Below are 25,026 nucleotides of genomic sequence, written 5' to 3' on the forward strand. Positions count from 1 at the left end.
CCCAGCGGCGGGAATAGGTCTTGCGGCGTCGGAGCGAGACAGTGACAGGAAGGCGACGCTCGGTTGCCGCCGGTCAGCGCCGCGCCGGCTGAGTTCCGCGTCCGCCGCTGCCGGGCGCGTTTATGTGGCCGCCGCGGGAGCCTCCGATATGCGAATCATCGTTCACGGCGGTGCCGGCGGTGCCCCGGACGAGCCGGAGCCCAGACAGGCGGTCCTCGACGAGGCGGCCGCGACCGGTGCCGAGCGCGCGACGCCGCTCGACGCGGTGGAGTCCGCGGTCGGCGTCCTCGAATCCGACCCCCGGTTCAACGCCGGGGTCGGCGGCGCAGTCCAGTCCGACGGCGTCGTCCGCACCGACGCGGGCGTGATGACCTCGGACCGCGAGATCGGCGCGGCCTGCTCGATGCCCGGCGTCGAGCACGCGGCGAGCGTCGCCCGCGTCGTCCGCTCGGAGACGCCGCACGTCTTCGTCTCGGGCGAACACGCGGTCGACCTCGCCGAGGAGTTCGGGGTCGAGACCGGCGTCGACCTGCTCACCGACGAGACGCGAGAGCGCTACGAGGCGGAGGACCCGCCGCGGGGCGGCCCCCGAGAACACCTCGACTGGCTCGCCTCGCGGTTCGGCTCGGGCGACGATCAGGCGGGCGGCGGGTCGGACGGCGACGGCGGGAACGAGAGGGACGCCGCCCCCGACCACGACACGGTCGGCGCGGTGGCGACCGACGGCGAGACGTTCGCGGCCGTGACCTCCACCGGCGGGCGGTCGTTCGCGCTCGCCGGGCGCGTCGGCGACGTGCCGCAGGTCGGGTCGGGCTTCTTCTGTACCGAGGCCGGCGGCGCGAGCGCGACGGGGGCCGGCGAGGATATCGCCCGCGTGACGCTCTCGCGGCGAGCGGTCAAGTATCTAGACGACGGGGTCGGGGCACAGGCGGCGGCCGAGCGAGCGATCGACGAGTTCGAGGAGATTACGGGGTCGGGTGCGGGGGTTATCGTGCTCGGGGACGACGAGGCCGGGAGCGCGTTTAATACAGAAGGGATGCAGACGAGCGTCGCCGATACGTGAACGACACGGGCGGATTTCTCGGCGCTTCGGCGGCCTGACTTTTCGATATCGGCGGTGAATCATCGATCGACGCGGATTCCTCCGAAGCCCCAGCCGCTCGCTACGACGAAGCTGCCGCTGAGGTGGCCACCGAAGCCCCAGCCGGGAGGCGGGCGCACGCTCGCTGTCGTTCGAAAGGCGCGGAGCGCCTTTCGTGATGACGAGACGCCTTCGGCGTCTCGAACCACGCGCTTCAGTCGCTCACTACGTTCGCTCCTTCCAGTGCTTGCGTCGTCATCAGAACGCTTCGCGTTCTGATTGGCTCACGAGAGCTTCGCTCTCGTGAACGCCTGCGCCCGCCTCCCGACTGCCCCTTCGAGTCCCACCCCGCACCGCAACCGCACCTCACGCCTTCCCAGCCTCGTCAGTCGCCGTCGCTTCGCTCCGGCGACTGACTCCCTCGCGCGTGCTGCTCGGCCGCGGGGCGGCCTCGCAGGCACGCGCCAACCGGGAAATCGGTCGAGTGTCGCCGTTCGTCCCTACGTCAGATGCGCGGGGTTCCACCTCGAACACCCAGTCTCTACGTCGCCCGCGGAGGCGAGGATACAAATCCGGGCGTCGCCTTGCGCCGGTATGGTAACCTTCCTCGCCGGGGGGACGGGCACGCCGAAGCTCCTCGACGGCGCGGCCCGCGTGTGGGACTCGGCCGAGACGGCGGTCGTCGCCAACACGGGCGACGACGTCGAGATCGGCGGCCACCTCGTCTGCCCGGACGTCGACACCGTGCTGTTCGCGGGCGGCGGCGTCCTCGACCGGGAGACGTGGTGGGGGATCGACGGCGACACGACCGCGACCCACGACGAACTTGGCCGACTCGCCGACGCGGCCGGACTCGAAACCGAGCCCCGGTACCTCGACGACGCGGCCCAGACCGCCGGCCGGGAGATCGCGCGCTGGCGGCGCTTCTCGGCGGTCGCCGAGTTCATGGAGATCGGCGACCGCGACCGCGCGGTCCACCTCACGCGCACGAGCCTGCTCGACGAGGGGCACACGCTCACCGAGGCGATCCGCGTCCTCGCGGACGCGTTCGACCTCGATGTCGACCTCCTTCCGATGTCCGACGACCCGGTGGCGACGCTGATCCACACCGAGGCCGGCGAGACGATCCACTTCCAAGAGTACTGGGTCGCGCGCCGGGGCGAGCCGCCGGTCGCCGACGTGGAGTTCCGGGGGGCCGAAGACGCCGAGCCGACCCACGCCGTGCGCGAGGCGCTCGCCGACCCGGTCGTGATCGGTCCCTCGAACCCCGTGACGAGCCTCGGACCGATGCTGGCGCTGCCCGGCTTCGAGCGCGCGCTCCGCGAGACGCCCGTGGTCGCCGTCTCGCCGTTCGTCGGCGACGAGGTGTTCTCCGGGCCGGCCGCGGCGCTGATGGAGGGAGTGGGTCGGGAGCCGTCGACCGCGGGCGTCGCGGACGCGTACCCCTTCGCGGACGCGTTCGTCCTCGACGAGGCGGACCCGACTGAACTCGACCGACACGTCGAGCGCACCGATACGCGGATCGACGACGCCGACGACGCCGAACGCGTCGCCCGCGCCTGCGAACGTGCGCTGACGGCGGTCGTCGGCGACGTGGCGGACGCAGCGCCGCGGGAGGGCGCGGAGTGAGCCGGCGCGTCGACGGGGCCGAACCGCCCGCAGGCGACGGCCCCTTCCTCGTCGCCGCGAGCCTCAGCGGCGTCGCGGACGCCGAGTGGGCCCGGAGGGCGGCCGACCACGTCGACGTCGCGCTGCTCGGCGGCGTCGCACTCGACCCGGCCAGCCGCGCCGCCGCCCGCGACCTCGTCGCCCGCGGGCGCGAGGAGTTTCTCCCGACTGACCCGCTCGCGTTCGTCGCCGACCAGCTCGACGCGGTCGCGGACGCCGACGCGCCGGCCAGACCGGGGATCAACGTCCGGAGCGCGACCCTCGAACCGGTCCGCGAGACCGCAGAGATCTGCGCCGACCGCGACGCGGTCTGCGAGATCAACGCCCACTGCCGGCAGCCGGAACTGCGCGCGGTCGGCTGCGGCGAGTCGCTCCTGCGCGATCCGGACCGCTTGGAGCGATACGTCGCCGCCGCGGCCGAGGCGGGCGCGACGACGAGCGTGAAGGTCCGCGCGGCGGTCCCCGGCGTCGACCTCGTCGCGGCCGCGGAGACCGCCGCGGAGGCCGGCGCGGACTGGGTCCACGTCGACGCGATGGACTCTGAGCCCGCGGTCGGCGAGGTCGCGAGCGCGCTCGACGACGGACCCCCCGACGCGACGCTCGTCGCGAACAACGGCGTTCGCGGCCGAGAGACGGTCGCCGAGTACGCGGCCTACGGCGCTGACGGGGTGAGCGTCGGTCGCCCGACGGAGGAGCCGCCCGTCCTCGCGCGCGTCGCCGACGCCGTCGCCGACTGGCGGGCGGGGGCGCTGCGCGACCGCGGCGGCGACGCGGAACTGGAACCGGAGGCACGACCGTGACCCGACGCGAGCGTCGGGAGCGCCGGCGGTCGGACGGGAACGATCCCGTCGACGACGCGACGCTCGCGCTCTTGGTGGAGGTCGCCGGCACGCCGAAGCCGGGGAACGTCGACCGGCACCGCGACCTCGACGACCTGCGGTTCGAGTCGTTCCTCGGCGGCGCGGTCGGTGCCCGGGCGGGACTCGAACTGGCGGCGGAGACGGCGAACGGAGGCTCGCCGGACGGGACGGTCGGGGTCGGCGACGCCTTCGAGCGCGCCGTCGAGGGGATGGCCGCGCGCGCCGGCACGAACACGCAGTTCGGCTGCCTGCTGCTCCTCACGCCGTTGGTTCGCGCGGCCGCGGACCCCGACCGCGACCTCTCGCCCGCGGGCGTCGGCGCGGTCTGTCGGGCGACGACGGTCGACGACGCGGTCGCCTTCTACCGAGCGTTCGAGGCCGTCGACGTCGCGGTCGGCGACCCGCCGCCGGGCGCTGACGACCTCGACGTGCGGCGCGGGAGCGACGCCGAACCCGCGCTCCGGGAGCGCGATATGACGCTGCGAGACGTGCTGGCGCTGTCGGCTGCCCCCGACGACCTGGACCGCGTCCCCGACCGGAACGCCGCGGAATGGGTCGAGGGGTTCCCGCGGACGTTCCGCGCGGCCGAGTGGATCCTGACCGACGAGGGACCGCTCGCCGACCGGGCGGCCCGGGCGTTCCTCGGGCTGCTCGCCGCGGAGCCGGACACCCTCGTCGCGTCGACGCGGGGGGCCGAGACGGCCCGCGAGGCGAGCGCGCGAGCGCGAGCAGTCTTGGAGCTGGGCGAGGGCGAGCCGGACAAAGGGAACGCGACGGGTCCGGTCGGAAGCGTCGACGCGGTCGACGCGGCCGCGGTCCACGACGCCGACCTCGACGCCGCCGAGTCGCTGGCGGAAGCGTTCGCCGCCGAGGGGATCAACCCGGGGACGACCGCCGACCTCACCTGCGCGGCGCTGTTCGTCGCGCTCCGGCGCGGCGCGGAGGTGGCGCCGTGACGCCGGAACCGAGGGACGACCGCGGTCCCGACCGCGACGATCCGACCGGCGTCGCTCCCGACGGCTGGCCGGTGTCACTCCGGGGTGTCACCGAGTCCGTCGTGACGACGCGCGGGCCGAACGACCGGTGGAACGTCGCGGCGCTGGGGCTTCACGCGCCGGACGACCCCGGGGATCCGGTCACCGCGCGCACCTACGGGCGCACCCGCACGTGGCGGAACTTCACCGAGCGCGGCGGCGGCGTGGTCCAGTTCACCGTCGACCCGCGGACGTTCGTGGACGCGGCGCTCACGGTTCGGGAGGCCGACGAGCCGGTCCTGCCGAGCGCCGACGCGTGGGTCGAGGTCCGCGTCGAGGCGGTCGCGGTCGAGACCGAGGGCGACACGACGATCCGGACGTGGGAGTTGGAGCCGGTGGAGTCGGCGGTCGCGGCCGAGCGCGTTCCGACGGTAAACCGGGGCTTCGGCGCGGTCGTCGACGCCACGGTGGCCGCCTCGCGGCTCGACGTGCCGTCGTTCGACACCGAGGAGCTGCTCGACCGGCTCCGCTACTTCGCCGACGTGGTCGACCGCTGCGGCGGGCCGGCCGAGCGCGAGGCGTTCGCCCGGATCGACGAGGCGGCCGGGTGGCGGGAGCTCGACGGGTCGTGAGGACGCGGGAGCGACGCGGCGAGTCGGATTCGAGGTCGGGACCGCGCCTCGCGGCCGCTCGCGGCGGAACGAACCCTTTTAGTTCGGGCCACCGGTATCGCTCGGTATGGCCATCAAGCCCAAGTACATCAAGCAGCTGGGGAACGCCCTGCTGGAGCGGTATCCCGACTCGTTCAACACGGACTTCGAGACGAACAAGGACAGCGTCACGGCGCTGACCACCGTCGAGTCGAAGGGCGTCCGCAACCGCATCGCGGGCTACGTCACGCAGAAGAAGGCGCAGGCGGCGAAACACGCGTAAAGCGAGTTCTCTGCCGGTTCGTTTCGCCAGCGTCGAGCAGCAGGTTTGGTTGTCGCCCGCGGCGGGCCGGGTCTCTTCTCGATCTGACGACGCCCCTCCCGACGCTTATCCCGGAAGCCGCGGCCACCACCGCCGATGGACGCGCTCGTGCGGCCGGTGGTCGACCCGACGTTCGCGGCGGGCGCGCTGGCGTTCCTGCTCGGCGGCGTCGCGCTCGGCACCGCGAGCGGGCTGGTTCCGGGGCTTCACGCCAACAACTTCGCGCTGCTTCTGGCCGGGTTCGCCCCGTCCGTCCCGGCCGACCCGCTGTTCGTGGGCGTCGCGATGCTCGGCGCGGGCGTCGTCCACTCCTTTCTCGACATCGTCCCCGCGCTCGCGCTGGGCGTCCCCGACGCCGCGACCGCGGTCGCCGCGCTTCCCGGTCACCGGTTGGTGATCGCGGGGCGGGGGCGTGAGGCAGTCCGGCTCTCCGCGGTCGGCTCCGGGCTGGCGGTCGCGCTCGCCGTGCCGCTGGCGGTGCCGATCACGTGGGTGATGGTCCGGGCGTACCCGACGCTGCGGGCGCACCTCCCGGTGTTGCTGGCGGGCATCGTCGCGCTGCTCGTGCTCACGGAGTCGTCGCGGCGGGCCGCGGTCGGCGGACTGGTCGCGTTCCTCGCGAGCGCCGCGCTCGGACTGGCGACGCTCGACGCCGACCCGGCCGCACCGCTGTCGACCGGGGGCGTCCTCGCGCCGCTCTTCGCCGGGCTGTTCGGCGTTCCCGTCCTCGTCGACGCCCTCGGCGGCGATGGCGTCCCGCCGCAGGCGGACCCGCGGATGGCGATGGACGCGCGCGCCCTCGGGACGAGCGCCAGCGCCGGCTCGCTCGCGGGCGCGGTGGTCGGGTACGTCCCGGGGGTGTCGGCCGCAATCGCCGCCGTGGCCGCGATGCCGGCGGTGCCGCGCAAGTCGGCCGACCGCGGATTCGTCGTGGCGACGAGCGGCGCGAACACGGCGAACACGATATTTGCACTGTTCGCGCTGGTCGCGCTCGGAACGCCGCGGACGGGCGTGACCGTCGCGATCGACCGTGCCGGCGTCCCGTTCGCGTTGCCGATCCTGCTCGTCGCGGCCGCGACCGCCGCGTGCTTCGGGTTCGCGCTCGTCGTGCTGCTCGGCGACCCGTACCTGCGGATCGTCGGCAACGCCGACTACACTCGGCTGTCACTCGGCGTTTTGGGGTTGCTCGCGCTCCTCTCGTACGCGTTCGCCGGGGCGTTCGGCGTCGGCGTCCTCCTCGTTGCTGGCGCGTTGGGGCTCGTCCCGCCGCGGCTCGGTACCCGGCGCGTCCACCTGATGGGCGTGCTGATCGGCCCGCTGATCGTCGGTTGAGGCCGCGACGGAGGCGTGGCAGAGAGCCGCCGGCCGGCGCGGTCCGGGCGGTCGAGCGGTGCGGTATCGGGCCGCACGGACCGTTCCGGGGCAAAGAACAACGGTTAAAAGTCGCGCGCTGGTGAGTACGTGTATGAGCCAGAGCGACTCGAAGGGTACCCCGCAGTGCGTCTCCTGTGGGATCCAGGTGTCCGGCATGAACGCCGCACGATTCTCCTGTCCGGACTGCGGTGCCACCATCTACCGGTGTGCGAAGTGCCGGAAGCAGAGCAACCTCTACGAGTGCCACGACTGCGGCTTCCGGGGGCCCTGAGATGGGGGACGTCGCCGCGAAGATCAAGGTCATGCCGAACAGTCCCGACATCGACCTCGACGACCTCCAAGACCGTCTGGAGGAGGTCCTGCCCGAGGGCGCAAAGATCCGCGGCTTCGAGCGCGACGACGTCGCGTTCGGGCTGGTCGCGCTCCTCCCGACCGTCATCGTTCCCGACGGCGCGGGCGGCACGGAGGCCGTCGAAGAGGCGTTCTCGCAGGTCGAGGACGTCGAGTCGGTCGCGGTCGAGAACGTCGGTCGCCTCTGAGGCGGCGAACCGTCTAACGCGTCGCGTTCGCGACGCTCGCGGTCCGTTTTGCGAATTCGTTCGGTTCGAAGAGCGACTGCGCCGTGAACTGCGGTCGGGCCGCGAAGCAGCCGAATGAGGCCGTCTGAACGCGTCGGTTACCGGCCCGACTCGTAGAACTCCTCGCGGTACACGCGCCCGAAGGCGTTGCGCCGGAGGGTGCTGGCGGCCGCGTCCGGCTCGTCCTGGTACGTCGCGGCGATCACCGTGTCCGCGAAGGGAATCGGGTGCCAGACGACGTTGTCGACGTTATCGGAGCCGATCCGGACCACGTCCCCGTCGTCGAAGTCGCTGTCGGCGAGCCACGCGTCGAACTCGCTCTCCTCGCCGACGTGGACCGCGAGCAGCTCCGCGAACGTCGCGTCGCGCGCGGTGCGGATCACCTCCGGCGTGACGCGCTCGTCGTACTCGTCGGCGTCGAACGACATCGCCTTGGTCGCCTCGCGGACGACGACCTGCGCGACGGGACCGACCTCCTCGTACCGTTCGAGCGCCTCTGCTCGCGTCTCGGGAGCGAACGTGCCTCTGGTCTCCATACGCGGCGTTGACCGGGCGCGGGCAAGGGCGTTCCGCTACGCGTCGCGGTCAGGGGCGTCGGTGGAGGCGTCGTCCTCGGCGTCCGCGTCACCCGCATCGGGGTCGGCGTCGTCCGCGGCGGCTTCGTCTCCGGCCGCCTCTCGGGTCAGCTCGCGCGCCTCGCGGATCGCCTCCACGACGGCCGGGTCGTCGAGCGCGTCGGGGTCGGGAACGCCGACTCCGGGGGACCCGCTCTGCCCGGAGTGGTCGTGATCGTGGCCGTGGTCGTGGCCTGCGTGGTCGTGGCCCGCGTGGTCGCCACCGTGACCGGCGTCGCTCGCGGTCGCACCCGACCCCATCCCCACGTCCGGGCGACCGCGGGAGACGGTGTCCTCGAACACCTCGTTGTACTCGGCGTCGTCGGCGTGGGGCGTCACCTCGGCCGCGAGCCCCGCCGGCTCCCTGTCGCCCCAGTCGGCGACGTGCTCGTCGAGCCAGTCCTCGTGGTCGCCGCCGTGGAGCATCGCGGTGAACGCGAGGTGGTGCGCGAGGTGTTCGCCGTCGCGCTGCGGGGTGTCACAGACGGGGCACGCGTATCCCATGTCGGGCGTGGGTTCGTCGGTGAGCCGTAAAGCCGCGTCGGCCTCATACGTATGGAAAGTGTCGACCGATCGGGACGATGTGGTCGGTTTCATTGCGAGCGAGCCAACCGAGAACACCGTCGAAGCCCCAGCCGCGAGGACCTCCGAAAGACGGTCGCCTCGCTTCGCTCGGCGCTGCGTCTTTCGTGGTCCCGCTCGCTTTCGCTCGCGGGACTCGCGCGACTCGCTGTGCTCCTCGGTCGTTCGCTTCGCTCACTCCCTTGCGGTGCTTACTTCGTCGTGCTTCGTCCTCGCGGCTGCCCCTTCGAATCCCGCCCCGCACCGCACAGCGACCGCACCTCACGCCTCCCCAGCCTCGTCGCTGGCGGTCTTCGCTTCGCTCGACAGCCAGCGACTCCCTCGCGCGTGCGACTCGCGCCCTGCGGGCGCTCGTCGGCACGCGCCGACCGCCGATTGTTTATAAATCGAGTCGTCGCCGTCCTGTATCGATAACAGCAACTTTATCACTCGCACGGGGCGAATTTTCGGTAAGACTACTCCGTTAGGAGGTCCAACAGTGACTGAAGCCAACACACAACCGGAGGTGAACATCGGTCTCGTCGGTCACGTCGACCACGGGAAGACGACGCTGGTACAGGCGTTGTCCGGCTCGTGGACCGACCAGCACAGCGAGGAGATGAAACGCGGCATCTCGATACGGCTGGGGTACGCGGACGCGACGTTCCGCCGCTGTCCCGGCGTCGACGAGCCGGAGTGTTACACCGTCGACGAGGAGTGCGAGGACGGCTCCGCGAGCGAGCCGGTCCGGACGGTGTCGTTCGTCGACGCGCCGGGCCACGAGACGCTGATGGCGACGATGCTGTCGGGTGCCTCGATCATGGACGGGGCGGTCCTCGTCGTGAGCGCGACCGAGGACGTCCCGCAGGCCCAGACGGAAGAACACCTGATGGCGCTCGATCTCATCGGCATCGAGAACATCGTCATCGCGCAGAACAAGGTGGACCTGGTCGACCGCGACCGCGCCGTCGACAACTACCAGCAGATCCAGGAGTTCGTCGAGGGCACGGTCGCCGAGGACGCGCCGATCGTCCCCGTCTCGGCCCAACAGGAGGTCAACCTCGACCTCCTCATCGACGCCATCGAGTCCGAGATCCCGACGCCCGAGCGCGACCCGAGCGAGCACGCCCGGATGTACGCGGCCCGCTCGTTCGACATCAACCGACCGGGCGCGACCGCCGAGGACCTCAAGGGCGGCGTCGTCGGCGGCTCGCTCGTCGCGGGCGAGCTGTCGGTCGGCGACGGGCTGGAGATCCGCCCGGGCCGCGAGGTCGACGAGGAGGGTCAGACGGAGTGGCGGCCCCTCGAAACGACCGTCCGCTCGCTTCAGGCGGGCGACCACGACGTCGAGACCGCCCACCCCGGGGGACTCCTCGGCGTCGGCACCGGACTCGATCCGAGCCTGACGAAGGGCGACGCCCTCGCCGGGCAGGTCGCGGGCGAGCCGGGGACGCTCCCGCCGACCCGCGAAGAGTTCGAGATGACAGTCGACCTCCTCGACCGCGTCGTCGGCAAGGAGGACGACGAGAGCGGCGAGAGCGACATCGAGGAGATCAGCACCGGCGAACCGCTGATGCTCACGGTGGGCACGGCGACGACGGTCGGTGCCGTGACGAGCGCGCGCGACGGCGAGTGCGAGGTGAGCCTCAAGCGGCCCGTCTGCGCCGAGGAGGGCGCACAGATCGCGATCAACCGGCGCGTCGGCGCGCGCTGGCGACTCATCGGCGTCGGGACCCTCGCGTAGCGTGGCCGACGACGCCCGCGCGGACGGTCGGAAACCGACCGCCGCGGGCGACGCCCACGCGGAGAGGTTCTCAGGAGACGAGACCGGCGGCGTTCCCGTCGTCGCGCTCGACGCGAGCGCCCTGATGGCCCCGGTCGAAGCTGACCTCCGGCTGTTCGAGGAGTTAGATCGGCTCCTCGGCGGCTACGAGACCGTGGTGCCGGCGACGGTGACCGCGGAACTCGACGGGCTCCAGCGCGGAAACGGAGCGGAGGCGACCGCCGCGAGCGTCGGGGCGGACCTCGCGACGCGGGCGGAACCGGTCGAGACGGACGAATCGTACGCCGACGACGCGCTCGTCGCCCTGGCCGCGGCCGGCCGGGCCGACGCCGTCGTCACGGTCGACGGACCCCTCGCGACCCGGGTGCTGGACGCGGGCGCACCAGTAATCGGTTTAAGGGGTCGGAACACACTGGCGATAACGGAACCATAGCGGCCGCGGACAACCAACAACATGTACAAACGAGTTCGACTCAAGGACACGGTCGAGGTCCCGCCGAAGCACCTGGCGGACGTCACCGACGAGCGGGTGAAAGCTCTGCTCCAAGACAAGCTGGAAGGACGGATGGACGAGGACGTCGGCAGCGTCGTGAGCGTCATCGAGGTTCACGACATCGGCGAGGGGGCGGTGTTACACAACCGGCCCGGCGTCTACTACGAGGCAGAGTTCGACGCGCTCACCTACGACCCCGACATGCAGGAGGTCGCCGACGGCACCGTCGTCGAGACGGTGGAGTTCGGTGCCTTCGTCGGGATCGGTCCGGTGGACGGCCTCCTCCACGTCTCGCAGATCACCGACGAGTACCTCACATTCGACGGCGCGAACCAGCAGCTCGCCTCGTCGGACTCCGACAAGACGCTTGGGGTCGACGACGCCGTGCGCGTCCGCGTCGTCACCAAGAGCATCGACGAGCGCAACCCGCGGGACTCGAAGATCGGACTCACGGCGAAACAGCCCGGTCTCGGCAAACACGAGTGGCTCGAAGGCCAGCGGAAACACCGCGAACAGACCGGTGAGGAGGCCGACTGATGGCCGAGGACCGCCTGGCGTGTCGCGAGTGTCACCACGTCAACGACCCCGACGCCCAGACCTGCGCGCTCTGTGGGTCGTCGTCGCTGACTGAGGACTGGGCGGGCTACGTCATCATCAGCAAGCCCGCGGACAGCCAGATCGCCGAGGAGATGAACGTCTCCGAGGCGGGCGCGTACGCGCTCAAGGTCCGGTAACCGTCCCTATCGTCACCGATCGAACCCGATGACCGACTCGTCCGGTCCCCTTCTCACGCTGCCCGAATCGCTGCGCGACGCGTTCAAAGAGCCGCTTGGACCGGTGACGACCGACGCCGCCGCCCTCCTCGAAGCCGTCGACGAGACCCGCGAGCGACACGGCTCCGCGGCGGACCGCCCCCAGCTGATCGCGGTGGGCGACGTGGTCACCTACCACCTCCGGGAGGCCGGTCGCGTGCCGGACGTGGCGCTGGTCGACGGGAAGACGGAGCGCGAGGCGGTCCGCGAGGAGATAGCGACCGCGCTCGCGGGGACGGAAGAGCGACGGACGACCGTCGAGAACCCGGCGGCGGCGCTGTCGACCGCACTGTTCGACGCGCTCTCCGGGGCGCTCGCGGCCGCCGACCCGGTGACGATCGAGGTGGTCGGCGAGGAGGACTTGGCGGCGCTGCCGGCGATGCTCGCGGCACCGCTCGGGTCGACCGTCGTCTACGGGCAGCCGGGCGAGGGGATGGTCCGCGTGGCGGTCACGCCCGAGACCCGACGGCGGGCGAAGGAGCTGTTCGATGGACTGGCGGGCGACACGGCGGCCGCGTACGAGATTCTCGGCGTCGACCCGAACAGGATCGGCGGTGACGACGCGGCCGGCGAGGGCGTCGATTCGGACGGCGACGACTCGGACGAGAGAGCGTAGATCGCCGCCGAGCGAGCGTTTACTCGCGGTCGACGACGACTGTCGCTGCGAGGACGGCGAGCCCGGTCGTCAGCGCGACCGCGCTCGTCAGTCGCGGCGTCACCGGAACCGTCGACACCGCGAGGTACGGCTCGATCCCGTTTCGGTGAAGCGCTTCGAGCGCCTCGACCCCCCAGTGACCGCTCGCCAGTAGCGAGAGACCGACGCCGACGCCGAGCCCGCCGGTGACGAACCCGATTCCGCTGAGCGCGTCCTCCGCGGCGAGAAACGACCAGACGGCGGCGTCGCTCGGCTCGGGACCGCGGGCGAGGCGTCGCTGGAGCGCGACGAGACCGAGACCGGCCCCGCCGGCGGCGATGGTGCCGACCAGCACGACGGCCGCGACGCCGAGCGGAGTCGCCGCCGGCGGGCCGGAGAAGCCCGCCTCCCGAACGGCCGCGGGCAGCGTCGCGACGACCGGGGCCGTGAGCGCGCCGAAGAGCGCTACGACGCCGCAGATCCGGGCCTTCCGGATCGGCGACAGCGGAACGATGACGTTCGCCGCCCGGACGAGGTCGTACTGCGAGCGGTTCGTCGGGTCGAATCGGGCGTCGTCGTCGGACATCCGCGTGCTAACTGAACTCACGGACCAGAGGACTGAAACCCTGACGCCGAACCGGGCGCACGGTCGACGGTCGGCGGGCAGTTCGGCGGGGACACCCCCGCTTCGAAATCCTTTTACAGCTTTCGAGGGGATATACGTCCAACTGAACCATGGACGTCGATATCATCTCCGAGGAGGAGAACCCGATGTTGCACCGCACGGACATCCGATTCGAGACGACCCACGAGGAGGCCACCCCCTCGCGGCTGTCGGTCCGTGACTCGCTCGCCGCCAAGCTCGACAAGGACTCCGAGGAGGTCGTCGTCCACGAGCTCGACACGAAGTTCGGCATGCGCAAGACGATCGGCTACGCGAAGGTGTACGACTCGGCCGCCGACGCCTTAGACGTCGAGCAGGACCACATGCTCGAACGCAACAAGATCGGCGACGAAGAGGCGGACGCCGAGGAAGCCTAACGCCCGCCGGATGCGAGTTCTCGGCATCGAGGGTACCGCGTGGTGTGCGAGCGCCGCGCTGTACGACGCCGAGACCGACTCCGTTCTCATCGAATCGGACCCCTACGAGCCGGACAGCGGCGGCATTCACCCGCGCGAGGCCGCCGAGCACATGTCCGAGGCGATCCCGGAGGTCGTCGACCGGGTGTTGACCGCGGCCGAGGCGGAACACGGTCCCGACGCGATCGACGCGGTCGCGTTCTCGCGCGGGCCGGGGCTCGGTCCCTGTCTCCGGATCGTCGGGACCGCGGCGCGGTCCCTAGCCGGGACGCTCGACGTCCCGCTGGTCGGCGTCAACCACATGGTGGCGCACCTTGAGATCGGTCGTCACCAGTCGGGCTTCGATAACCCGGTCTGCCTGAACGCCTCGGGAGCGAACGCCCACCTGCTCGGCTATCACGACGGGCGGTACCGCGTGCTCGGCGAGACGATGGACGCGGGCGTGGGCAACGCGATAGACAAGTTCACGCGCCACGTCGGGTGGAGTCACCCCGGTGGGCCGAAGGTCGAGGCGGCGGCGACGGAGTACGCGGCGGACGGCGACGATGTCGCCGCCGACCTCCTCGATCTCCCCTACGTCGTCAAGGGGATGGACTTCTCCTTCTCCGGGATCAGCTCGGCAGCCAACGACGCCGCGGACGACGGCGTCGCCGTGGAGCGGATCTGCTTTTCGCTTCAGGAACACGTGTTCGCGATGCTCGCGGAGGTGTCGGAGCGCGCGCTGTCGCTGACGGGCGCGGACGAACTCGTGTTGGGCGGCGGCGTCGCACAGAACGACCGTCTGCGGGAGATGCTGGCCGCGATGTGCGAGGCCCGCGGCGCGGAGTTTTTCGCGCCGAAGCCGCGCTTCCTCCGGGACAACGCGGGGATGATCGCGGTGCTGGGCGCGAAGATGGCCGCCGCGGGCGACACCGTCCCGATCGCAGAGTCCGCGGTCGACCCGAACTTCAGACCGGATCAGGTGCCGGTGACGTGGCGGACGGGCGAGTCCGTCGCGCGGGTCCCCGGCAGTGGGGGAGAGGCGGCGGGCGCAGAGACGACGGGCGGGGAAACGACGGACGGGGAACCGGCCGACCGCCGCGGCGCGGAGGCGACCGTCGCGGTCACCGGGACGGGCGACAACCGCCGCGTGACCAAGCGGCGCGTGGCGAAGTCGTACCGACACCCGGAGCTGGACCGGACGCTCAGGCGCGACCGGACCGTCGCGGAGGCCCGGCTGGCGAGCGAGGCGCGGCGCGCGGGCGTCCCGACCCCGCTCGTGTACGACATCGACCTCGCGACCGCGACGCTGACCCTCCAGTACGTCGGTGATCGGGACCTCGCGGCCGCCCTCGACGAACGGTGGACCGAGACCGTCGGCCGCCATCTCGCGCGGCTCCACCGCGCGGGAATGGTTCACGGCGACCCGACCACCCGGAACGTCCGGGTGTCTCCCGACACCGCCGAATCGGCCGGACGCGGGGGCGAGTCGAACGAGACGTCGGGGACGTACCTGATCGACTTCGGACTCGGCTACCACACGGGTCACGTCGAGGACCACGCGATGGACCTCCACGTGTTCGAGGGGTCGGTCCGGGCGACCGCGGCCGACCCCGATCCGCTGACCGCGGCGTTCGAGGCGGGGTACGAGTCCGCTGGCGACCCTGAGGTCCTCGACCGGCTTCGGGACGTCGCCGACCGCGGTCGGTACCGCTGACGGCGCTGAAGCGAACGGCCCGCCGGACGGCCGGGCCGCGCGGCGCGATCGGAGAGCGGTTGCGCCACGATTTATAGTGCCGGCCGATAGAGTGAGTCGTATGGCAGACAAACAGTCGTCGGGAGAGATTCTCGGCATTCCGTACAACTTCGAGCGTCCGAGCCTCGGACGGCTGCTCTCGTCGTACTGGCAGCCCGACAAGGGGATGCTCGTCGAGAAGCCGTTCGGCATCGGCTACACGCTGAACCTCGCCAACTGGCGGTCGTGGGTCGTCCTCGCGGTCGCCGGCGGGCTGTACTACCAGCAACAGCAGTCCGGCGGCGCGGCCGTCTCCGAGGAGGGGGCGTCCGAGGACGACGACGGACCTGTCGAAGTGATCGTCGACGACGACTGACCTGGCTGCGGCCGGCGGACCGCAATCCGTGCGCCACGGTAACGCGGTCGCCGTTTTTCGTCGTTGATTCCGTATCGGGTTCGTTTAAATACGAGAAGAACGGAGGGGAGTCAATGAAGGTACAGTTCGAGTGTTCGTGTTCGGAGGAGATCTCCGAGTTCACCCGGGGGGAGACCAGCCGCGGGGTTCACGTGGAATGCGGAAACTGCGGCGCGGTGTACGCCGTGACTATCACCGAGTTGGAGTAGCGGGCGGGGTCGTCGACTCGAACCGGAGCCGAACCGTGGTGCCGTCGTCGCCCGCCTCGAACCGAACGGTGCCGCCCTGCGTCTCGCACATCCACTTGACCAGCCACAGCCCGATGCTGCTCGCGTGCGAGAGCGCCGTCTCCTCTTCGGCCTGTAACACGGCGCGCTCGTCCGGGGGGATCCCCGGGCCGTTGTCGGTGACCTCCAGACACGTGGTCGTCCCGTTCTCGCGGATCGTCGCCTCGACGCGTCGGGTCGACCCGTTGTTGTGCGTGACCGCGTTCTCGAACACCTCGCGGATCGGGAACGCGACGGAGTCGTCCGCGCGGATCCACGCCGCCGAGGGGGTCTCAACCGTGACCTCGGCGTCGTCGACGTCGACGGATCCGACCGCCTCGCGGACCGCATCGACGAGGTCGACGCGGCCGTCCGGGGGCTCGGAGGACGCGTCCTCGATCACTCGGAGCTTCTCGCTTATCGCGACGACGTCGTCGGTTGTCTCTCGGATCGTCTCGACGTACCCCTCGCTCCGGTCGTCGTCGACCCGGTCGCCGAGGAGGTCCGCGTACCCGCGGATCACGTTGAGGTCGTTTCGGACGTTGTGACGGAACACCCGACTCAACACCTGTAGCTGCTGGTTGGAGGTTTCGAGGTCCCGATGGGCGGTCTCCGCCCGGCGGCGGTGGTAGGTGACCGCCCCGTAGAGAACCCCACCGGACCCGGCGACCAACAGCCAGTCGCCGACGAGACGCGTCGGCGTCCACGCGGCCGCGGTCCCAGTCGCGGAGGCGACCGCGAGGTCGGCCGCGACCGCGAACAGCGCCCCGACACAGAGGTACGCCGCCGTGAGAGCGGTCGCGGACCGGCCGTAGACGAGTTCCAATCTACATTTCATTTATATTTAATTTATAACCCAATGAATATTCTCGTGCGAAACACGTCTGCGGCCGACGGCTTAAGCTTTGACCGCCCGACGCCGGAACGGCGGGGGCTCACCACGAGGCACAGTCCGCACAGACGAAGGCCTCACCGTCGCGCCAGCGGCGCTCGACGCGCTCGCCGCACCGGTCGCAGGCCGTGCCCTCTGCGTGCCACGTCGAGGTGGCGGTCGCGGGGTCAACGTCGTCTGAGGCGTCAGCAGCGGCGTCCGACTTGGCGTCGGTCGAGTCGTCGACGGCACCGTCCGGCTCGGTGTCGACAGCGCCGTCGGTTCCGGCATCACCGGTCTCGCCGTCGGCGTCCGGGGCGAAGTCGTCGAGCGAACGGTCCTCGGACATCTACGCCTCCCGGCGCAGCCGGTCGACGACGTAGTCGCGCTCCAGTTCGCCGAGGAACTCGCCGAGCCGCGGTCCCTGCGTGTCGTCGAAGAACAGGCGGTAGCCCGCCGCGAAGAAGTCGCTCACCTCGACGTCGTGGTCGCGGGCGGTCTCGTACATCGCTCCCTGGATCTCCTCGCCGTCGTGGCCCTCTACGACGAAGTCGGCGAGGTCGTCGAGCGCGGCCGCGACGTCGTCGTCGAACTCGACCGCGGGGAGGTCGGTCTGGAGGCGGTAATCGTACTCGTTTCCGGTCCGCTCCGCCCAGTTTCGGGCCTGCTCCACGCGGGCGAGCGCGGCGTCGACCGCGTCTGCGTCCGCGTCGTCCGGAATGTGTCCCTCGTCGCGGGCGAGTCGCTCGCGGAAGTCGGGGTCGTCGACCATGCCGAGGACCGCCGCGAACGTGTACGGGAGCCGGATGGGTTTCTCCGTCGGCGGGTCGTCGACGCGACCGACGACGAATGGATAGGCGCGCTCGGCGAAGGCGGTCAGGTCCGGGTCGTCGACCTCGCCGAAGTAGGCGCGTTCGAACCGGTCGAAGCGGTCGACGAGCTGGTCGAGCCGCTCGATGTCGAGGTCGCGCGCCTTCTTCGGGTGGAGCGCGAAGAAGTAGCGCAGCACCTCGGGTTCGAGCAGTTCTAACAGCTCCTGAACAGTGACGACGTTGCCCTCGGAGGAGGAGAACGCCTCGCCGTTGAGCGTGAACCACTCGTACACCATCGGTACGGGCGGCTCCTCGCCGAACACGTTCCGGGCGACGTCGACGCCGGAGGGCCACGACCCCTCCGCGTGGTCCTTGCCGAACGGCTCGAAGTCGACGCCGAGGACGTCCCACTGGGCGGGCCACTCCAGCCGCCACGGGAGCTTCCCCTCCCGGAACGTCGCGGTCCCCTCGTGCCCGCATCCCTCGATGGTGTTGCCGCCGGCGTCCATGTCGGTACAGACGTACTCGACGGTCTCGCCGTCGAGGTCGATGGCCGTCACCGTCTCGGTCACCTTCCCGCACGCCTCGCAGACGGGGTTGAAGGGGACGTACTCGTCGTCGACCTTGTCCTGGTACGCTCCGAGCACCTCGCGGACGCGGTCGACATCGCCGAGGACGGTTCGGACCGCATCGTCGAAGTCGCCGTCGGCGTACAGCTCGGTGTTCGAGAGCATCTCGACGGGGACGTTCAGTCGGTCGGCGTCGGCCTTCAGCAGACCGGCGAAGTGGGCCGCGTACGACTCGGACTCCCCGAACGGGTCCGGGATCGACGTGTACGGCTTGCCGAGGTTGCGGCCGAGCGCGCCCGCGTCGACCTCGCCGAGCCCGACGATGTCGCCGTCCGCGTTCGCCAGTTTGCGCGGGACCTTCCGCAGCGGGTCCTTGTCGTCGGAGGTGAACACCTGCCGGACCTCGTGGCCGCGGTCGCGAAGCACCTCGGCGACGAAGTAGCCGCGCATGATCTCGTTGAAGTTCCCGAGGTGCGCGACGCCGGAGGGGGAAACGCCGCCCTTGATCACGATCGGCTCGTCGGGGTCTCGCGCCTCGACCTCGTCGGCGACCACGTCGGCCCAGAAGGCGTGGAAGGTCTCGTCCGCCCGGTCGTCGGCTGCCTCCTCGTCGTCGAGCGCGGACGCCTCGGAGAGGATGTGCGGGGAATCGTCGGCCGGGGAGTCTGCCGGATCGCCGGAGGTGTCGTCAGCGCTCATCGCTCTCCCGCCCAGTAGCTCGGTTCGCTCCCATCGGCCGGCACCACGTCGGTCCCCGTGTGGTCGCCGCGGAGGACGGCCTCGACGACGTCGGTCGGGTCGGTCCCGTCGAGGACGATCGACCGGATTCCCGCTCGGTCGATCAGCTTCGCCGCGAGCAGGTCGACGGGCGCGGACGCGCCCGCGTTCCGGCTCATCGGGAGGACGACCTCGACGAGTTCGGCCGGCGACAGCGACGCGAACTGCGTCGCGTCGGGGTCGGCGTTGGGGTCGGCGTCGTACACGCCGTCGGCACTCGTGGCGTACACGAGCAGGTCGGCATCGACCGACTCGGCGAACGCGGCGGCGACCGCGTCCGTCGTCTGCCCGGGCGTGACGCCGCCCATCACCGCGGCCTCGTTCCGGCGGAGCGCCGCCCCCGCCTCCTCGTAGTCGGTCGCGGGCGCGAGGTTCGCGCGGTCGCCGAGCGCGGCGATCAGCAGGCGCGCGTTGAGGCGGGTGGTACCGATGCCGAGCTGGTCGAGTTCGACCTCGTTGGCCCCGATGTCGCGGGCCGTTTCGATGTACTCGCGGGCGACGCCGCCCCCGCCGACGACGACTCCCACCTCGCAGCCGTCGGTGACCAGCCGTTCGATCGCCTCGGCGTACGCGGCCACGCGCTCGGGGTCGAGGTCCGGCGCGAGCACGCTTCCGCCGACAGAAACGACGACTCTCATTGCCGACGAGTACCCCTGTCGCGGTCTTAAGGATTGTCAAGCCCGGACGCGTCGCGTCGGGAAACCATCGAGTGCCCTCGGCTCGGGACGACCGGGAAACGCCTAAGCCGGTCGCGTCCCGCTCTGGGGTATGCGACCGATATCGATCGTCGGCGACGGGGCCGCCGGGCTGGCGCGACGGCTCGCGGGGCGACTCGACGGGCGGGTCGCCGTCGTGGAGCGCGACGGCGACTCTGCCGAGGGAGGCAGACCGGATCCGGAGCCGAGCGGTCCGGCCGCCGACGGCGGGATCGTCGGCCCGGCTCAGCGCCCCGAGGCCGACACCGCGATCGCGTTCGACGGGGACGGGAACTGGACCGGGCGGGGGACGATCGAGGGGTTCGACGACCTGCTGGACGGGCTCGCCCCCGACCACGACTACCTGCTGGCGGTCGGCGAGTCGCGGCTGCGGGTGCCCGCGGTCCTGCTCGGTCCCGATCCGGACCCCGATAGCGTGCCGGGGACCGTCCTCGCGACCGCGGCCTCCCCGGGCGCGGTCGACCTCGACTCCCTCGTCGCCGACCTCGACACCGCGGACCCGTGGATCACCCGCGAGACGCTCGTTGGGCGCGTCGAGGCGTCGGCGGACGCGGACCGGTCGGGCGCGATCGCCACGTTCACCGGTCGCGTGCGCGCTCGTGACGGTCCGGACGACGACCGGACGACCCACCTCGCGTTCGAGAAGTACGAGGGGGTCGCCGAGGAGCGCATGGACGCCATCGCGGACGAGCTCACGGACCGCGACGGCGTCTTTGACGTGCGGATGCACCACCGCACGGGAGTGATCGAGGCGGGCGAGGACATCGTGTTCGTCGTCGTCCTCGCCGGCCACCGCCGGGAGGCGTTCCGAACCGTCGAGGACGGGATCGACCGGCTGAAAGACGAGGTCCCGATATTCAAAAAGGAGGCGACGGAATCGGAGACGTTCTGGGTCCACCGACGCGACTGAGCGGCTCCCGGAGGTCGATCCATACGGCGCGGACGCGTCTCCGGACGGTGCGGACGCGCCGCCGGACCGAGCGCGCGAGGGACGCGCGGCCGCCTCGAAGCGGCGGATGTAGAGCAATATTTGCCAAAAAACGCCGCTCGAACGGAGGAGCGGCGAGCGTCTCGACGGCGGAGTGGAAATCGGAGAAACGTACTCAGATCAATTTGTAAAAGGTCTAAGCGGATTTGAAACGTTTTTAAAACGTCCGTCAGACACATTTTAGCCGGTCGAGTCCGGTGAAACGCCCTGAAACCCCCTGAACGTCACCCAACGGTGTCACCTTTATAACACCCTCCGGCGGCAAGCGTGGGATGTACTATGAGCGCGACTGCGAACCCCTCCACGAACGCGAGCGCGAACGACGACCGCAGCAAGGAAGAGCGGCTGAAAGAGTACCTGCTCGACCGCGCACAGGACGGCGAGATGTACTTCAAAGGGAAGTTCATCTCCGAGGACGTCGACCTCTCCCCGAAGGAGATCGGCGCGCTGATGGTGAAGCTCCGCGACTCCGCGACGGAGCTGACCGTCGAGAAGTGGTCGTACACGGGCGCGACGACCTGGCGCGTCGAGCCCGCCTGATCCGGTCTCGCGCCGCAGCCGAACCCGCCCCGTTCGATCCCCGCCGCGCTCTGTCCGCGGCGCGGTCCCCGCCCGCGCTTTTCCGACCGCCCGACCCGCGAGCGACCGCTCCGGTCGTCCGGTCCCGGTCTCCGTGCCCGCCGACGCGGGGTTTATACTCGCCGACCGGTTACGACGTGCCGATGCCAGATCACGAGGACGCGGCGACGCCCGACGACGGCGCGCCGCGTCCGGAGCCGCTCCGAACGTTCTTCCGGATCGACGAGGTCCGCCGCGAGGACGGTCGCGTGCGATACCATGGCGAGTCGTACGTCCCGGAGCGGACGCTGTTGCGGAAGCTGACCCCGTACTTCCGGGAGGCGGGCTACGAGGTCGACGTCGAGGCCGTCGAGGGGGGCCACGTCGTCGTCGCGACGCCGTTCGACCGCGGTCGCGAGGGGATCCCGTGGGTGAACGTCGCCATGTTCGCGGCGACCGTGCTGTCGACGCTTTTCGTCGGCGCGTACGGCTGGTACTACGTCCCGCTCGCGGAGATCCAGTCGAACCCGCTGACGCTGCTTCAGGCGTGGCCGTTCACCGCCGCCGTCCTCGGCGTCCTGATGACCCACGAACTCGGCCACTACGCCGCCGGACGCTACCACGGCGTCCCCGTCTCCCTCCCGTACGTCATCCCGTTCGTCTTCCCGTTCGGGACGCTCGGCGCGGTCATCCGCATCCGCGGCCGCATGCCCTCGCGGAAGGTCCTCTTCGACATCGGCGCGGCCGGGCCGATCGCGGGGCTGGTCGCGACGGTGATAGTGACCGCGATCGGCCTCTCGCTCGACCCGATCCGGGTGCCGGCGGAGCTCGCGAGCTCGTCGGGGGCGATGATCCGGTTCAACAACCCGCCGCTGTTGGGACTCATCGCCGACGCGCTCGGCCAGCCGACGAGCTACGGCGACCCGCGGCTCACCGCCCACCCGGTGGTGATCGGCGGCTGGGTGGGGATGTTCTTCACCCTCCTGAACCTCCTGCCGGTCGGCCAGCTCGACGGCGGCCACATGGTTCGGGCGATGGTCGGCCCCCGGCAGGAGACGGTCGCGGCGCTCGTCCCCGGCGTCCTGTTCGGAATCGCCGCGTACCTCCACTTCTGGCGGGGGCTCGGCCTGAACGAGTCCGTCGGCCTGTGGGCGTTCTGGGGGGTGTTCGCGGCGGTGATCGCCTTCAACGGGCCGGCAGATCCGACCGACGAGGGCGGGCTGGGGCTGCCGCGGCTCGCGGTCGGCGTCGCCACGTTCGCCGTCGGCGCGCTCTGTTTCCTCTTGGTGCCGATCCAAGTCATCGGAGCGTGAGGCCGCGATGACCCGGAACTCACCCACCGAGGCGCGACGATGACCGGATTCTCCTCGCGAGCGCGTGCGCGAGTCGAACGGCTCGGCTTCCGAACGCTGTACCGGGTCGCCGACCTGACGTACGCGCTCGGCGTCGCGACCCCGAAGCGGACGGTCGCCGGGACCTACTGGAGCTACGAGCCGACGAACCCCCACGGCGACGACCCGGGGCTCGCCGCGCTCGACCGCCTGCCGGACGACGCGGTGATCGTCGACGCCGGCGCGCACGTCGGCGAACACGCGATCCCGCTGGCGCGAAACACCGAGCGGCGGGTGGTCGCGTTCGAACCCAACGGGGAGAGCGCTGACCGGCTGGCGCGGAACGCGGAGCGGAACGGGCTCGGCGACCGGCTCGACCTCAGGCGGGCGGGGCTCGGGGACGCGAACGCGACGCTGACCTTCTACCGGTCGACGTTCTCGAAGTGCTCGGCGTTCGACCGCGACCTCGCGACGAGGTGGGGCGCGCGCGTCGCGGGCACGGAGTCGGTCCCGGTCCGGCGGCTCGACGGCCTTGTCGAGGGTGTCGGCGACTCCGGTCCGACAGAGGGCGTCGCCGTCCCGCCGCCGGACGCGATCAAGGTCGACGTGGAGGGCCACGAGGCCGCTGTCCTCCGGGGGGCCGCGGAGGCGATCGCGACCCACCGGCCGCTGCTCGTGGTGGAGGTTCACGACGCGGACTCGGCGGACGACGAGGCCGAGGCAGCCGATTCTGCGACCGACGATTCTGCCGAACTACGTGAGTGGTTGAGAAATCGCGGCTACGCGGTCGAGGACGCGGAGGACGTGTGGGTCTGTCGGCCGATCGAGGGGCCGGAAGCGCGGGACTGAATCAGTCCTCGCGCCGGTTTTTCATCCCCTGTCTGGTGAACTGCGGCGTGGCGCGGAGCCCGCGCTTCTTGCGGAACGACCGGTACAAGGCGATCGCGAGCGGCGCGGACAGCGCGAGGATACCCAAGGCGATCCGCCACTGCTGGGTGAACGAGTAGAGGATCGTCGCCGAGAGGACGCCAACCGCGAGCAGCACCGAGTAGGCGATCCGCATCGCCAGCTTCTCTAATACCTTCGTGTCGTCCTCCAGCACGACGTTGACGGTCAGGTCGTCGCGGTTGGCGCGGTCGAGGAACTCGTCGGCCTTCGGCGGGACCGTGAACAGTGCCTCGGTGGTCTTTTGCACCTGTCTGCCGGCGTCCTCGGCGAGGTCGCGGGCGGTCTGCTCGTAGTACCCCTCCTCGCGGAGGTAGTCGGTCGCCGTCGAGATGAAGTCGAACTCGGGGTCGAGCGTGACACAGACCCCCTCGACGACGGTGGCGACCCGGAGGACCAAGGCGAGGTTCGGCGGGAGCCGCAGCGGGAACTCGTAGATAGTCGACTCCACCTGCTCGATGATCTGGTTCACCTGATACTGCTCGATGTCCTCGCCGCTGGCGTCGGCGATGGCCAGTTCCATCACGTTGCCCATCACCTCCCGGTCGGCCTCCGGCGAGAGCGTGCCCATCGAGACCAGCGTGTCGAGGATGGCGTCGATGTCCTGTCTGGCGACCGCGACGTAGAACTCGACTATCTTCTCCTGGATGAACGGGTCGACCCGGCCCGCCATCCCGAAGTCGTAGAAGATGACGGAGCCGTCGTCCGCGACCGCGAGGTTCCCCGGGTGGGGGTCGGCGTGGAACACGCCGTCCTCGATGATCATCTGGAGGTACACCTCCTGAAGCGTCTCCGCGATGGCGGTGCGGTCGTGGCCCGCCTCGTCGAGCGCGTCGACCTCGCTTATCTTCGTGCCCGGGACGTACTCCATCGTGAGCACTCGCGGGCCGGAGACCGCCTCGTACGTGCGCGGGATCCGGATTCGGTCCTCGTCGGCGAAGTTGCCGCGGATCTCTTCGAGCATCGTCCGCTCGCGGGCGTAGTCCATCTCCTCGTGGATCGTCTTGTCGAACTCGTCCGCGAGGTTCTCCAAGGAGAACGCCCGGCCCGCGCCCGTGAACCGCTTGACCAGCGGGATCGACCAGCGGATCGTCCGGAGGTCGGCCTCGACGAGCGACTCGATCCCGGGACGGCGGACCTTCACCGCGACGGAGTCGCCCTCGTAGGTCGCCGTGTACACCTGCCCGAGGCTCGCGCCGCTTATCGGGTCGCGGTCGAAGTCGTCGAACGTCTCGTCGACCGGGCCGAACTCGTCTTCGAGGACGACCTTCGACTCCTCCCAGGACGCGGGCGGCACGTCGTCTTGGAGCCCCTCCAACACCTCGATGTACGCGGGCGGGAGGATGTCGGGCCGCGTCGAGAGGATCTGCCCGAGCTTGATGAACGTCGGACCGAGCGTGAGCAGGATGTCGAGAAGCACCGCGGCGCGCTCGCGCTGGGTCTCGGCGTCGACCTCGCGGCTCCCGCCGAACAGGAAGTAGCGCCGGCTGTCACGCCAGTAGGCGACGATGAGCGGCGAGAACTGCCGCAGGACGACGACGAACCGCCAGTAGGCGCGAAGGTTGACCAGCGTGACCACC

The 25,026-nt window shown here is 70.7% G+C and carries 30 protein-coding genes; 22 read left to right on the forward strand and 8 right to left on the reverse strand.

Going from position 1 to position 25,026, the window contains the following annotated elements; all coding sequences use genetic code 11:
* Positions 1–148 precede the first annotated feature (148 nt).
* From QOL69_RS07050 to QOL69_RS07090, 9 genes are all read left to right on the forward strand, one after another.
* A complete protein-coding gene (locus QOL69_RS07050) occupies positions 149–1,063 on the forward strand; it encodes an isoaspartyl peptidase/L-asparaginase (protein ID WP_283402622.1) in 915 nt (304 codons plus the stop codon).
* Between the two features lie 612 nt (positions 1,064–1,675).
* Positions 1,676–2,710: a 2-phospho-L-lactate transferase gene (cofD, locus tag QOL69_RS07055; protein WP_283402623.1), complete on the forward strand. Its 1,035-nt coding sequence runs from the start codon at positions 1,676–1,678 to the stop codon at positions 2,708–2,710.
* Complete coding sequence (locus QOL69_RS07060) at positions 2,707–3,549, forward strand: tRNA-dihydrouridine synthase (RefSeq protein ID WP_283402624.1); 843 nt, start codon at positions 2,707–2,709, stop codon at positions 3,547–3,549. The genes cofD and QOL69_RS07060 overlap by 4 nt, the downstream gene beginning before the upstream one ends.
* Positions 3,546–4,565, forward strand: a complete 1,020-nt coding sequence (locus QOL69_RS07065) for a triphosphoribosyl-dephospho-CoA synthase (protein ID WP_283402625.1) — start codon at positions 3,546–3,548, stop codon at positions 4,563–4,565. Before QOL69_RS07060 ends, QOL69_RS07065 begins: the two co-directional genes overlap by 4 nt.
* Complete coding sequence (locus tag QOL69_RS07070) at positions 4,562–5,215, forward strand: DUF447 domain-containing protein (protein WP_283402626.1); 654 nt, start codon at positions 4,562–4,564, stop codon at positions 5,213–5,215. Before QOL69_RS07065 ends, QOL69_RS07070 begins: the two co-directional genes overlap by 4 nt.
* A 106-nt stretch (positions 5,216–5,321) precedes the next feature.
* Positions 5,322–5,516: a 30S ribosomal protein S17e gene (locus tag QOL69_RS07075; RefSeq protein ID WP_283402627.1), complete on the forward strand. Its 195-nt coding sequence runs from the start codon at positions 5,322–5,324 to the stop codon at positions 5,514–5,516.
* Between the two features lie 135 nt (positions 5,517–5,651).
* Positions 5,652–6,887 (forward strand): tripartite tricarboxylate transporter permease, encoded by a 1,236-nt coding sequence (locus QOL69_RS07080; protein ID WP_283402628.1) that lies wholly within the window; start codon positions 5,652–5,654, stop codon positions 6,885–6,887.
* Positions 6,888–7,020: 133 nt separating this feature from the next.
* The gene (locus QOL69_RS07085; protein ID WP_283402629.1) at positions 7,021–7,200 is read left to right on the forward strand and encodes an HVO_2753 family zinc finger protein; all 180 of its coding nucleotides are present in this window, start codon (positions 7,021–7,023) and stop codon (positions 7,198–7,200) included.
* 1 nt (position 7,201) lies between these two features.
* A complete protein-coding gene (locus tag QOL69_RS07090; RefSeq protein ID WP_283402630.1) occupies positions 7,202–7,468 on the forward strand; it encodes an elongation factor 1-beta in 267 nt (88 codons plus the stop codon).
* 137 nt (positions 7,469–7,605) lie between these two features.
* Here QOL69_RS07090 and QOL69_RS07095 read toward each other — a convergent pair whose 3' ends face one another.
* Both QOL69_RS07095 and QOL69_RS07100 read right to left on the reverse strand, forming a co-directional pair.
* A complete protein-coding gene (locus QOL69_RS07095) occupies positions 7,606–8,043 on the reverse strand; it encodes a DUF5809 family protein (RefSeq protein WP_283402631.1) in 438 nt (145 codons plus the stop codon).
* A gap of 36 nt (positions 8,044–8,079) precedes the next feature.
* The gene (locus tag QOL69_RS07100; protein WP_283402632.1) at positions 8,080–8,625 is read right to left on the reverse strand and encodes a DUF5810 domain-containing protein; all 546 of its coding nucleotides are present in this window, start codon (positions 8,623–8,625) and stop codon (positions 8,080–8,082) included.
* A gap of 556 nt (positions 8,626–9,181) precedes the next feature.
* On the opposite strand from QOL69_RS07100, the gene QOL69_RS07105 reads away from it, so the two are divergent.
* Genes QOL69_RS07105 through QOL69_RS07125 form a run of 5 tightly spaced genes read left to right on the forward strand, consistent with a single transcriptional unit; the run spans position 9,182 to position 12,386 of the window.
* Positions 9,182–10,426 carry a translation initiation factor IF-2 subunit gamma gene (locus QOL69_RS07105; RefSeq protein WP_283402633.1) on the forward strand — a complete coding sequence of 415 codons (1,245 nt, stop codon included), beginning with the start codon at positions 9,182–9,184 and terminating at the stop codon, positions 10,424–10,426.
* Between the two features lies 1 nt (position 10,427).
* Complete coding sequence (locus QOL69_RS07110) at positions 10,428–10,898, forward strand: DUF188 domain-containing protein (protein ID WP_283402634.1); 471 nt, start codon at positions 10,428–10,430, stop codon at positions 10,896–10,898.
* A 21-nt stretch (positions 10,899–10,919) separates the two neighbouring features.
* Positions 10,920–11,495 (forward strand): DNA-directed RNA polymerase, encoded by a 576-nt coding sequence (locus tag QOL69_RS07115; protein WP_004597309.1) that lies wholly within the window; start codon positions 10,920–10,922, stop codon positions 11,493–11,495.
* Positions 11,495–11,692 (forward strand): transcription elongation factor subunit Spt4, encoded by a 198-nt coding sequence (gene spt4, locus QOL69_RS07120; protein WP_283402635.1) that lies wholly within the window; start codon positions 11,495–11,497, stop codon positions 11,690–11,692. The genes QOL69_RS07115 and spt4 overlap by 1 nt, the downstream gene beginning before the upstream one ends.
* A 28-nt stretch (positions 11,693–11,720) precedes the next feature.
* Positions 11,721–12,386 (forward strand): GTP-dependent dephospho-CoA kinase family protein, encoded by a 666-nt coding sequence (locus QOL69_RS07125; protein WP_283402636.1) that lies wholly within the window; start codon positions 11,721–11,723, stop codon positions 12,384–12,386.
* A gap of 19 nt (positions 12,387–12,405) precedes the next feature.
* Here QOL69_RS07125 and QOL69_RS07130 read toward each other — a convergent pair whose 3' ends face one another.
* Complete coding sequence (locus QOL69_RS07130) at positions 12,406–12,990, reverse strand: hypothetical protein (RefSeq protein ID WP_283402637.1); 585 nt, start codon at positions 12,988–12,990, stop codon at positions 12,406–12,408.
* 149 nt (positions 12,991–13,139) lie between these two features.
* Between QOL69_RS07130 and QOL69_RS07135 the strand changes: the two genes are divergently transcribed.
* From QOL69_RS07135 to QOL69_RS07150, 4 genes are all read left to right on the forward strand, one after another.
* On the forward strand, positions 13,140–13,445 hold the full coding sequence (locus tag QOL69_RS07135; RefSeq protein ID WP_283402638.1) for a 30S ribosomal protein S24e: 306 nt from the start codon (positions 13,140–13,142) through the stop codon (positions 13,443–13,445).
* 10 nt (positions 13,446–13,455) lie between these two features.
* Complete coding sequence (locus tag QOL69_RS07140; RefSeq protein WP_283402639.1) at positions 13,456–15,180, forward strand: bifunctional N(6)-L-threonylcarbamoyladenine synthase/serine/threonine protein kinase; 1,725 nt, start codon at positions 13,456–13,458, stop codon at positions 15,178–15,180.
* A 100-nt stretch (positions 15,181–15,280) separates the two neighbouring features.
* Positions 15,281–15,574, forward strand: a complete 294-nt coding sequence (locus tag QOL69_RS07145; RefSeq protein ID WP_048078194.1) for a DUF5808 domain-containing protein — start codon at positions 15,281–15,283, stop codon at positions 15,572–15,574.
* A 113-nt stretch (positions 15,575–15,687) separates the two neighbouring features.
* A complete protein-coding gene (locus QOL69_RS07150) occupies positions 15,688–15,822 on the forward strand; it encodes a hypothetical protein (protein ID WP_004597316.1) in 135 nt (44 codons plus the stop codon).
* On the opposite strand, the gene QOL69_RS07155 is transcribed toward QOL69_RS07150, so the two are convergent.
* From QOL69_RS07155 to pyrH, 4 genes are all read right to left on the reverse strand, one after another.
* Positions 15,806–16,717: a sensor histidine kinase gene (locus QOL69_RS07155; protein WP_283402640.1), complete on the reverse strand. Its 912-nt coding sequence runs from the start codon at positions 16,715–16,717 to the stop codon at positions 15,806–15,808. The genes QOL69_RS07150 and QOL69_RS07155 overlap by 17 nt on opposite strands.
* 97 nt (positions 16,718–16,814) lie before the next feature.
* Complete coding sequence (locus QOL69_RS07160) at positions 16,815–17,099, reverse strand: DUF7573 domain-containing protein (protein ID WP_283402641.1); 285 nt, start codon at positions 17,097–17,099, stop codon at positions 16,815–16,817.
* The gene (lysS, locus tag QOL69_RS07165; protein WP_283402642.1) at positions 17,100–18,830 is read right to left on the reverse strand and encodes a lysine--tRNA ligase; all 1,731 of its coding nucleotides are present in this window, start codon (positions 18,828–18,830) and stop codon (positions 17,100–17,102) included. It abuts the gene before it with no gap.
* The gene (gene pyrH / locus QOL69_RS07170) at positions 18,827–19,546 is read right to left on the reverse strand and encodes a UMP kinase (protein WP_283402643.1); all 720 of its coding nucleotides are present in this window, start codon (positions 19,544–19,546) and stop codon (positions 18,827–18,829) included. The genes lysS and pyrH overlap by 4 nt, the downstream gene beginning before the upstream one ends.
* A gap of 130 nt (positions 19,547–19,676) precedes the next feature.
* Here pyrH and QOL69_RS07175 point away from each other — a divergent pair, with 130 nt between their 5' ends.
* From QOL69_RS07175 to QOL69_RS07190, 4 genes are all read left to right on the forward strand, one after another.
* Positions 19,677–20,534 (forward strand): molybdopterin synthase, encoded by an 858-nt coding sequence (locus QOL69_RS07175; protein WP_283402644.1) that lies wholly within the window; start codon positions 19,677–19,679, stop codon positions 20,532–20,534.
* 357 nt (positions 20,535–20,891) lie between these two features.
* Entirely contained in the window at positions 20,892–21,152 is a 261-nt protein-coding gene (locus QOL69_RS07180; protein WP_121563028.1) for a DUF7123 family protein, read from the forward strand.
* Positions 21,153–21,334: 182 nt separating this feature from the next.
* Positions 21,335–22,483: a site-2 protease family protein gene (locus tag QOL69_RS07185; protein WP_283402645.1), complete on the forward strand. Its 1,149-nt coding sequence runs from the start codon at positions 21,335–21,337 to the stop codon at positions 22,481–22,483.
* Positions 22,484–22,522: 39 nt separating this feature from the next.
* The gene (locus QOL69_RS07190; RefSeq protein WP_283402646.1) at positions 22,523–23,350 is read left to right on the forward strand and encodes an FkbM family methyltransferase; all 828 of its coding nucleotides are present in this window, start codon (positions 22,523–22,525) and stop codon (positions 23,348–23,350) included.
* Position 23,351: 1 nt separating this feature from the next.
* Here QOL69_RS07190 and QOL69_RS07195 read toward each other — a convergent pair whose 3' ends face one another.
* On the reverse strand, positions 23,352–25,025 hold the full coding sequence (locus QOL69_RS07195) for an ABC1 kinase family protein (protein WP_283402647.1): 1,674 nt from the start codon (positions 25,023–25,025) through the stop codon (positions 23,352–23,354).
* Between the last annotated feature and the right edge of the window lies 1 nt (position 25,026).

The sequence above is a fragment of the Halorubrum sp. DM2 genome, from assembly GCF_901686465.1.
GTDB lineage: Archaea > Halobacteriota > Halobacteria > Halobacteriales > Haloferacaceae > Halorubrum.

What these genes read in the sequence shown, in the direction of transcription:
- QOL69_RS07130 (WP_283402637.1), bottom strand. Translation starts at nt 12,990, where the DNA reads ATGTCCGACGACGACGCCCGATTCGACCCGACGAACCGCTCGCAGTAC.
- QOL69_RS07075 (WP_283402627.1), top strand. Translation starts at nt 5,322, where the DNA reads ATGGCCATCAAGCCCAAGTACATCAAGCAGCTGGGGAACGCCCTGCTG.
- QOL69_RS07180 (WP_121563028.1), top strand. Translation starts at nt 20,892, where the DNA reads ATGAGCGCGACTGCGAACCCCTCCACGAACGCGAGCGCGAACGACGAC.
- QOL69_RS07125 (WP_283402636.1), top strand. Translation starts at nt 11,721, where the DNA reads ATGACCGACTCGTCCGGTCCCCTTCTCACGCTGCCCGAATCGCTGCGC.
- QOL69_RS07185 (WP_283402645.1), top strand. Translation starts at nt 21,335, where the DNA reads ATGCCAGATCACGAGGACGCGGCGACGCCCGACGACGGCGCGCCGCGT.
- QOL69_RS07135 (WP_283402638.1), top strand. Translation starts at nt 13,140, where the DNA reads ATGGACGTCGATATCATCTCCGAGGAGGAGAACCCGATGTTGCACCGC.
- QOL69_RS07095 (WP_283402631.1), bottom strand. Translation starts at nt 8,043, where the DNA reads ATGGAGACCAGAGGCACGTTCGCTCCCGAGACGCGAGCAGAGGCGCTC.
- QOL69_RS07090 (WP_283402630.1), top strand. Translation starts at nt 7,202, where the DNA reads ATGGGGGACGTCGCCGCGAAGATCAAGGTCATGCCGAACAGTCCCGAC.
- QOL69_RS07050 (WP_283402622.1), top strand. Translation starts at nt 149, where the DNA reads ATGCGAATCATCGTTCACGGCGGTGCCGGCGGTGCCCCGGACGAGCCG.
- pyrH (WP_283402643.1), bottom strand. Translation starts at nt 19,546, where the DNA reads ATGAGAGTCGTCGTTTCTGTCGGCGGAAGCGTGCTCGCGCCGGACCTC.
- QOL69_RS07160 (WP_283402641.1), bottom strand. Translation starts at nt 17,099, where the DNA reads ATGTCCGAGGACCGTTCGCTCGACGACTTCGCCCCGGACGCCGACGGC.
- QOL69_RS07080 (WP_283402628.1), top strand. Translation starts at nt 5,652, where the DNA reads ATGGACGCGCTCGTGCGGCCGGTGGTCGACCCGACGTTCGCGGCGGGC.
- QOL69_RS07085 (WP_283402629.1), top strand. Translation starts at nt 7,021, where the DNA reads ATGAGCCAGAGCGACTCGAAGGGTACCCCGCAGTGCGTCTCCTGTGGG.
- QOL69_RS07140 (WP_283402639.1), top strand. Translation starts at nt 13,456, where the DNA reads ATGCGAGTTCTCGGCATCGAGGGTACCGCGTGGTGTGCGAGCGCCGCG.
- spt4 (WP_283402635.1), top strand. Translation starts at nt 11,495, where the DNA reads ATGGCCGAGGACCGCCTGGCGTGTCGCGAGTGTCACCACGTCAACGAC.
- QOL69_RS07100 (WP_283402632.1), bottom strand. Translation starts at nt 8,625, where the DNA reads ATGGGATACGCGTGCCCCGTCTGTGACACCCCGCAGCGCGACGGCGAA.
- lysS (WP_283402642.1), bottom strand. Translation starts at nt 18,830, where the DNA reads ATGAGCGCTGACGACACCTCCGGCGATCCGGCAGACTCCCCGGCCGAC.
- QOL69_RS07155 (WP_283402640.1), bottom strand. Translation starts at nt 16,717, where the DNA reads ATGAAATGTAGATTGGAACTCGTCTACGGCCGGTCCGCGACCGCTCTC.
- QOL69_RS07115 (WP_004597309.1), top strand. Translation starts at nt 10,920, where the DNA reads ATGTACAAACGAGTTCGACTCAAGGACACGGTCGAGGTCCCGCCGAAG.
- QOL69_RS07145 (WP_048078194.1), top strand. Translation starts at nt 15,281, where the DNA reads ATGGCAGACAAACAGTCGTCGGGAGAGATTCTCGGCATTCCGTACAAC.
- cofD (WP_283402623.1), top strand. Translation starts at nt 1,676, where the DNA reads ATGGTAACCTTCCTCGCCGGGGGGACGGGCACGCCGAAGCTCCTCGAC.
- QOL69_RS07175 (WP_283402644.1), top strand. Translation starts at nt 19,677, where the DNA reads ATGCGACCGATATCGATCGTCGGCGACGGGGCCGCCGGGCTGGCGCGA.
- QOL69_RS07190 (WP_283402646.1), top strand. Translation starts at nt 22,523, where the DNA reads ATGACCGGATTCTCCTCGCGAGCGCGTGCGCGAGTCGAACGGCTCGGC.
- QOL69_RS07150 (WP_004597316.1), top strand. Translation starts at nt 15,688, where the DNA reads ATGAAGGTACAGTTCGAGTGTTCGTGTTCGGAGGAGATCTCCGAGTTC.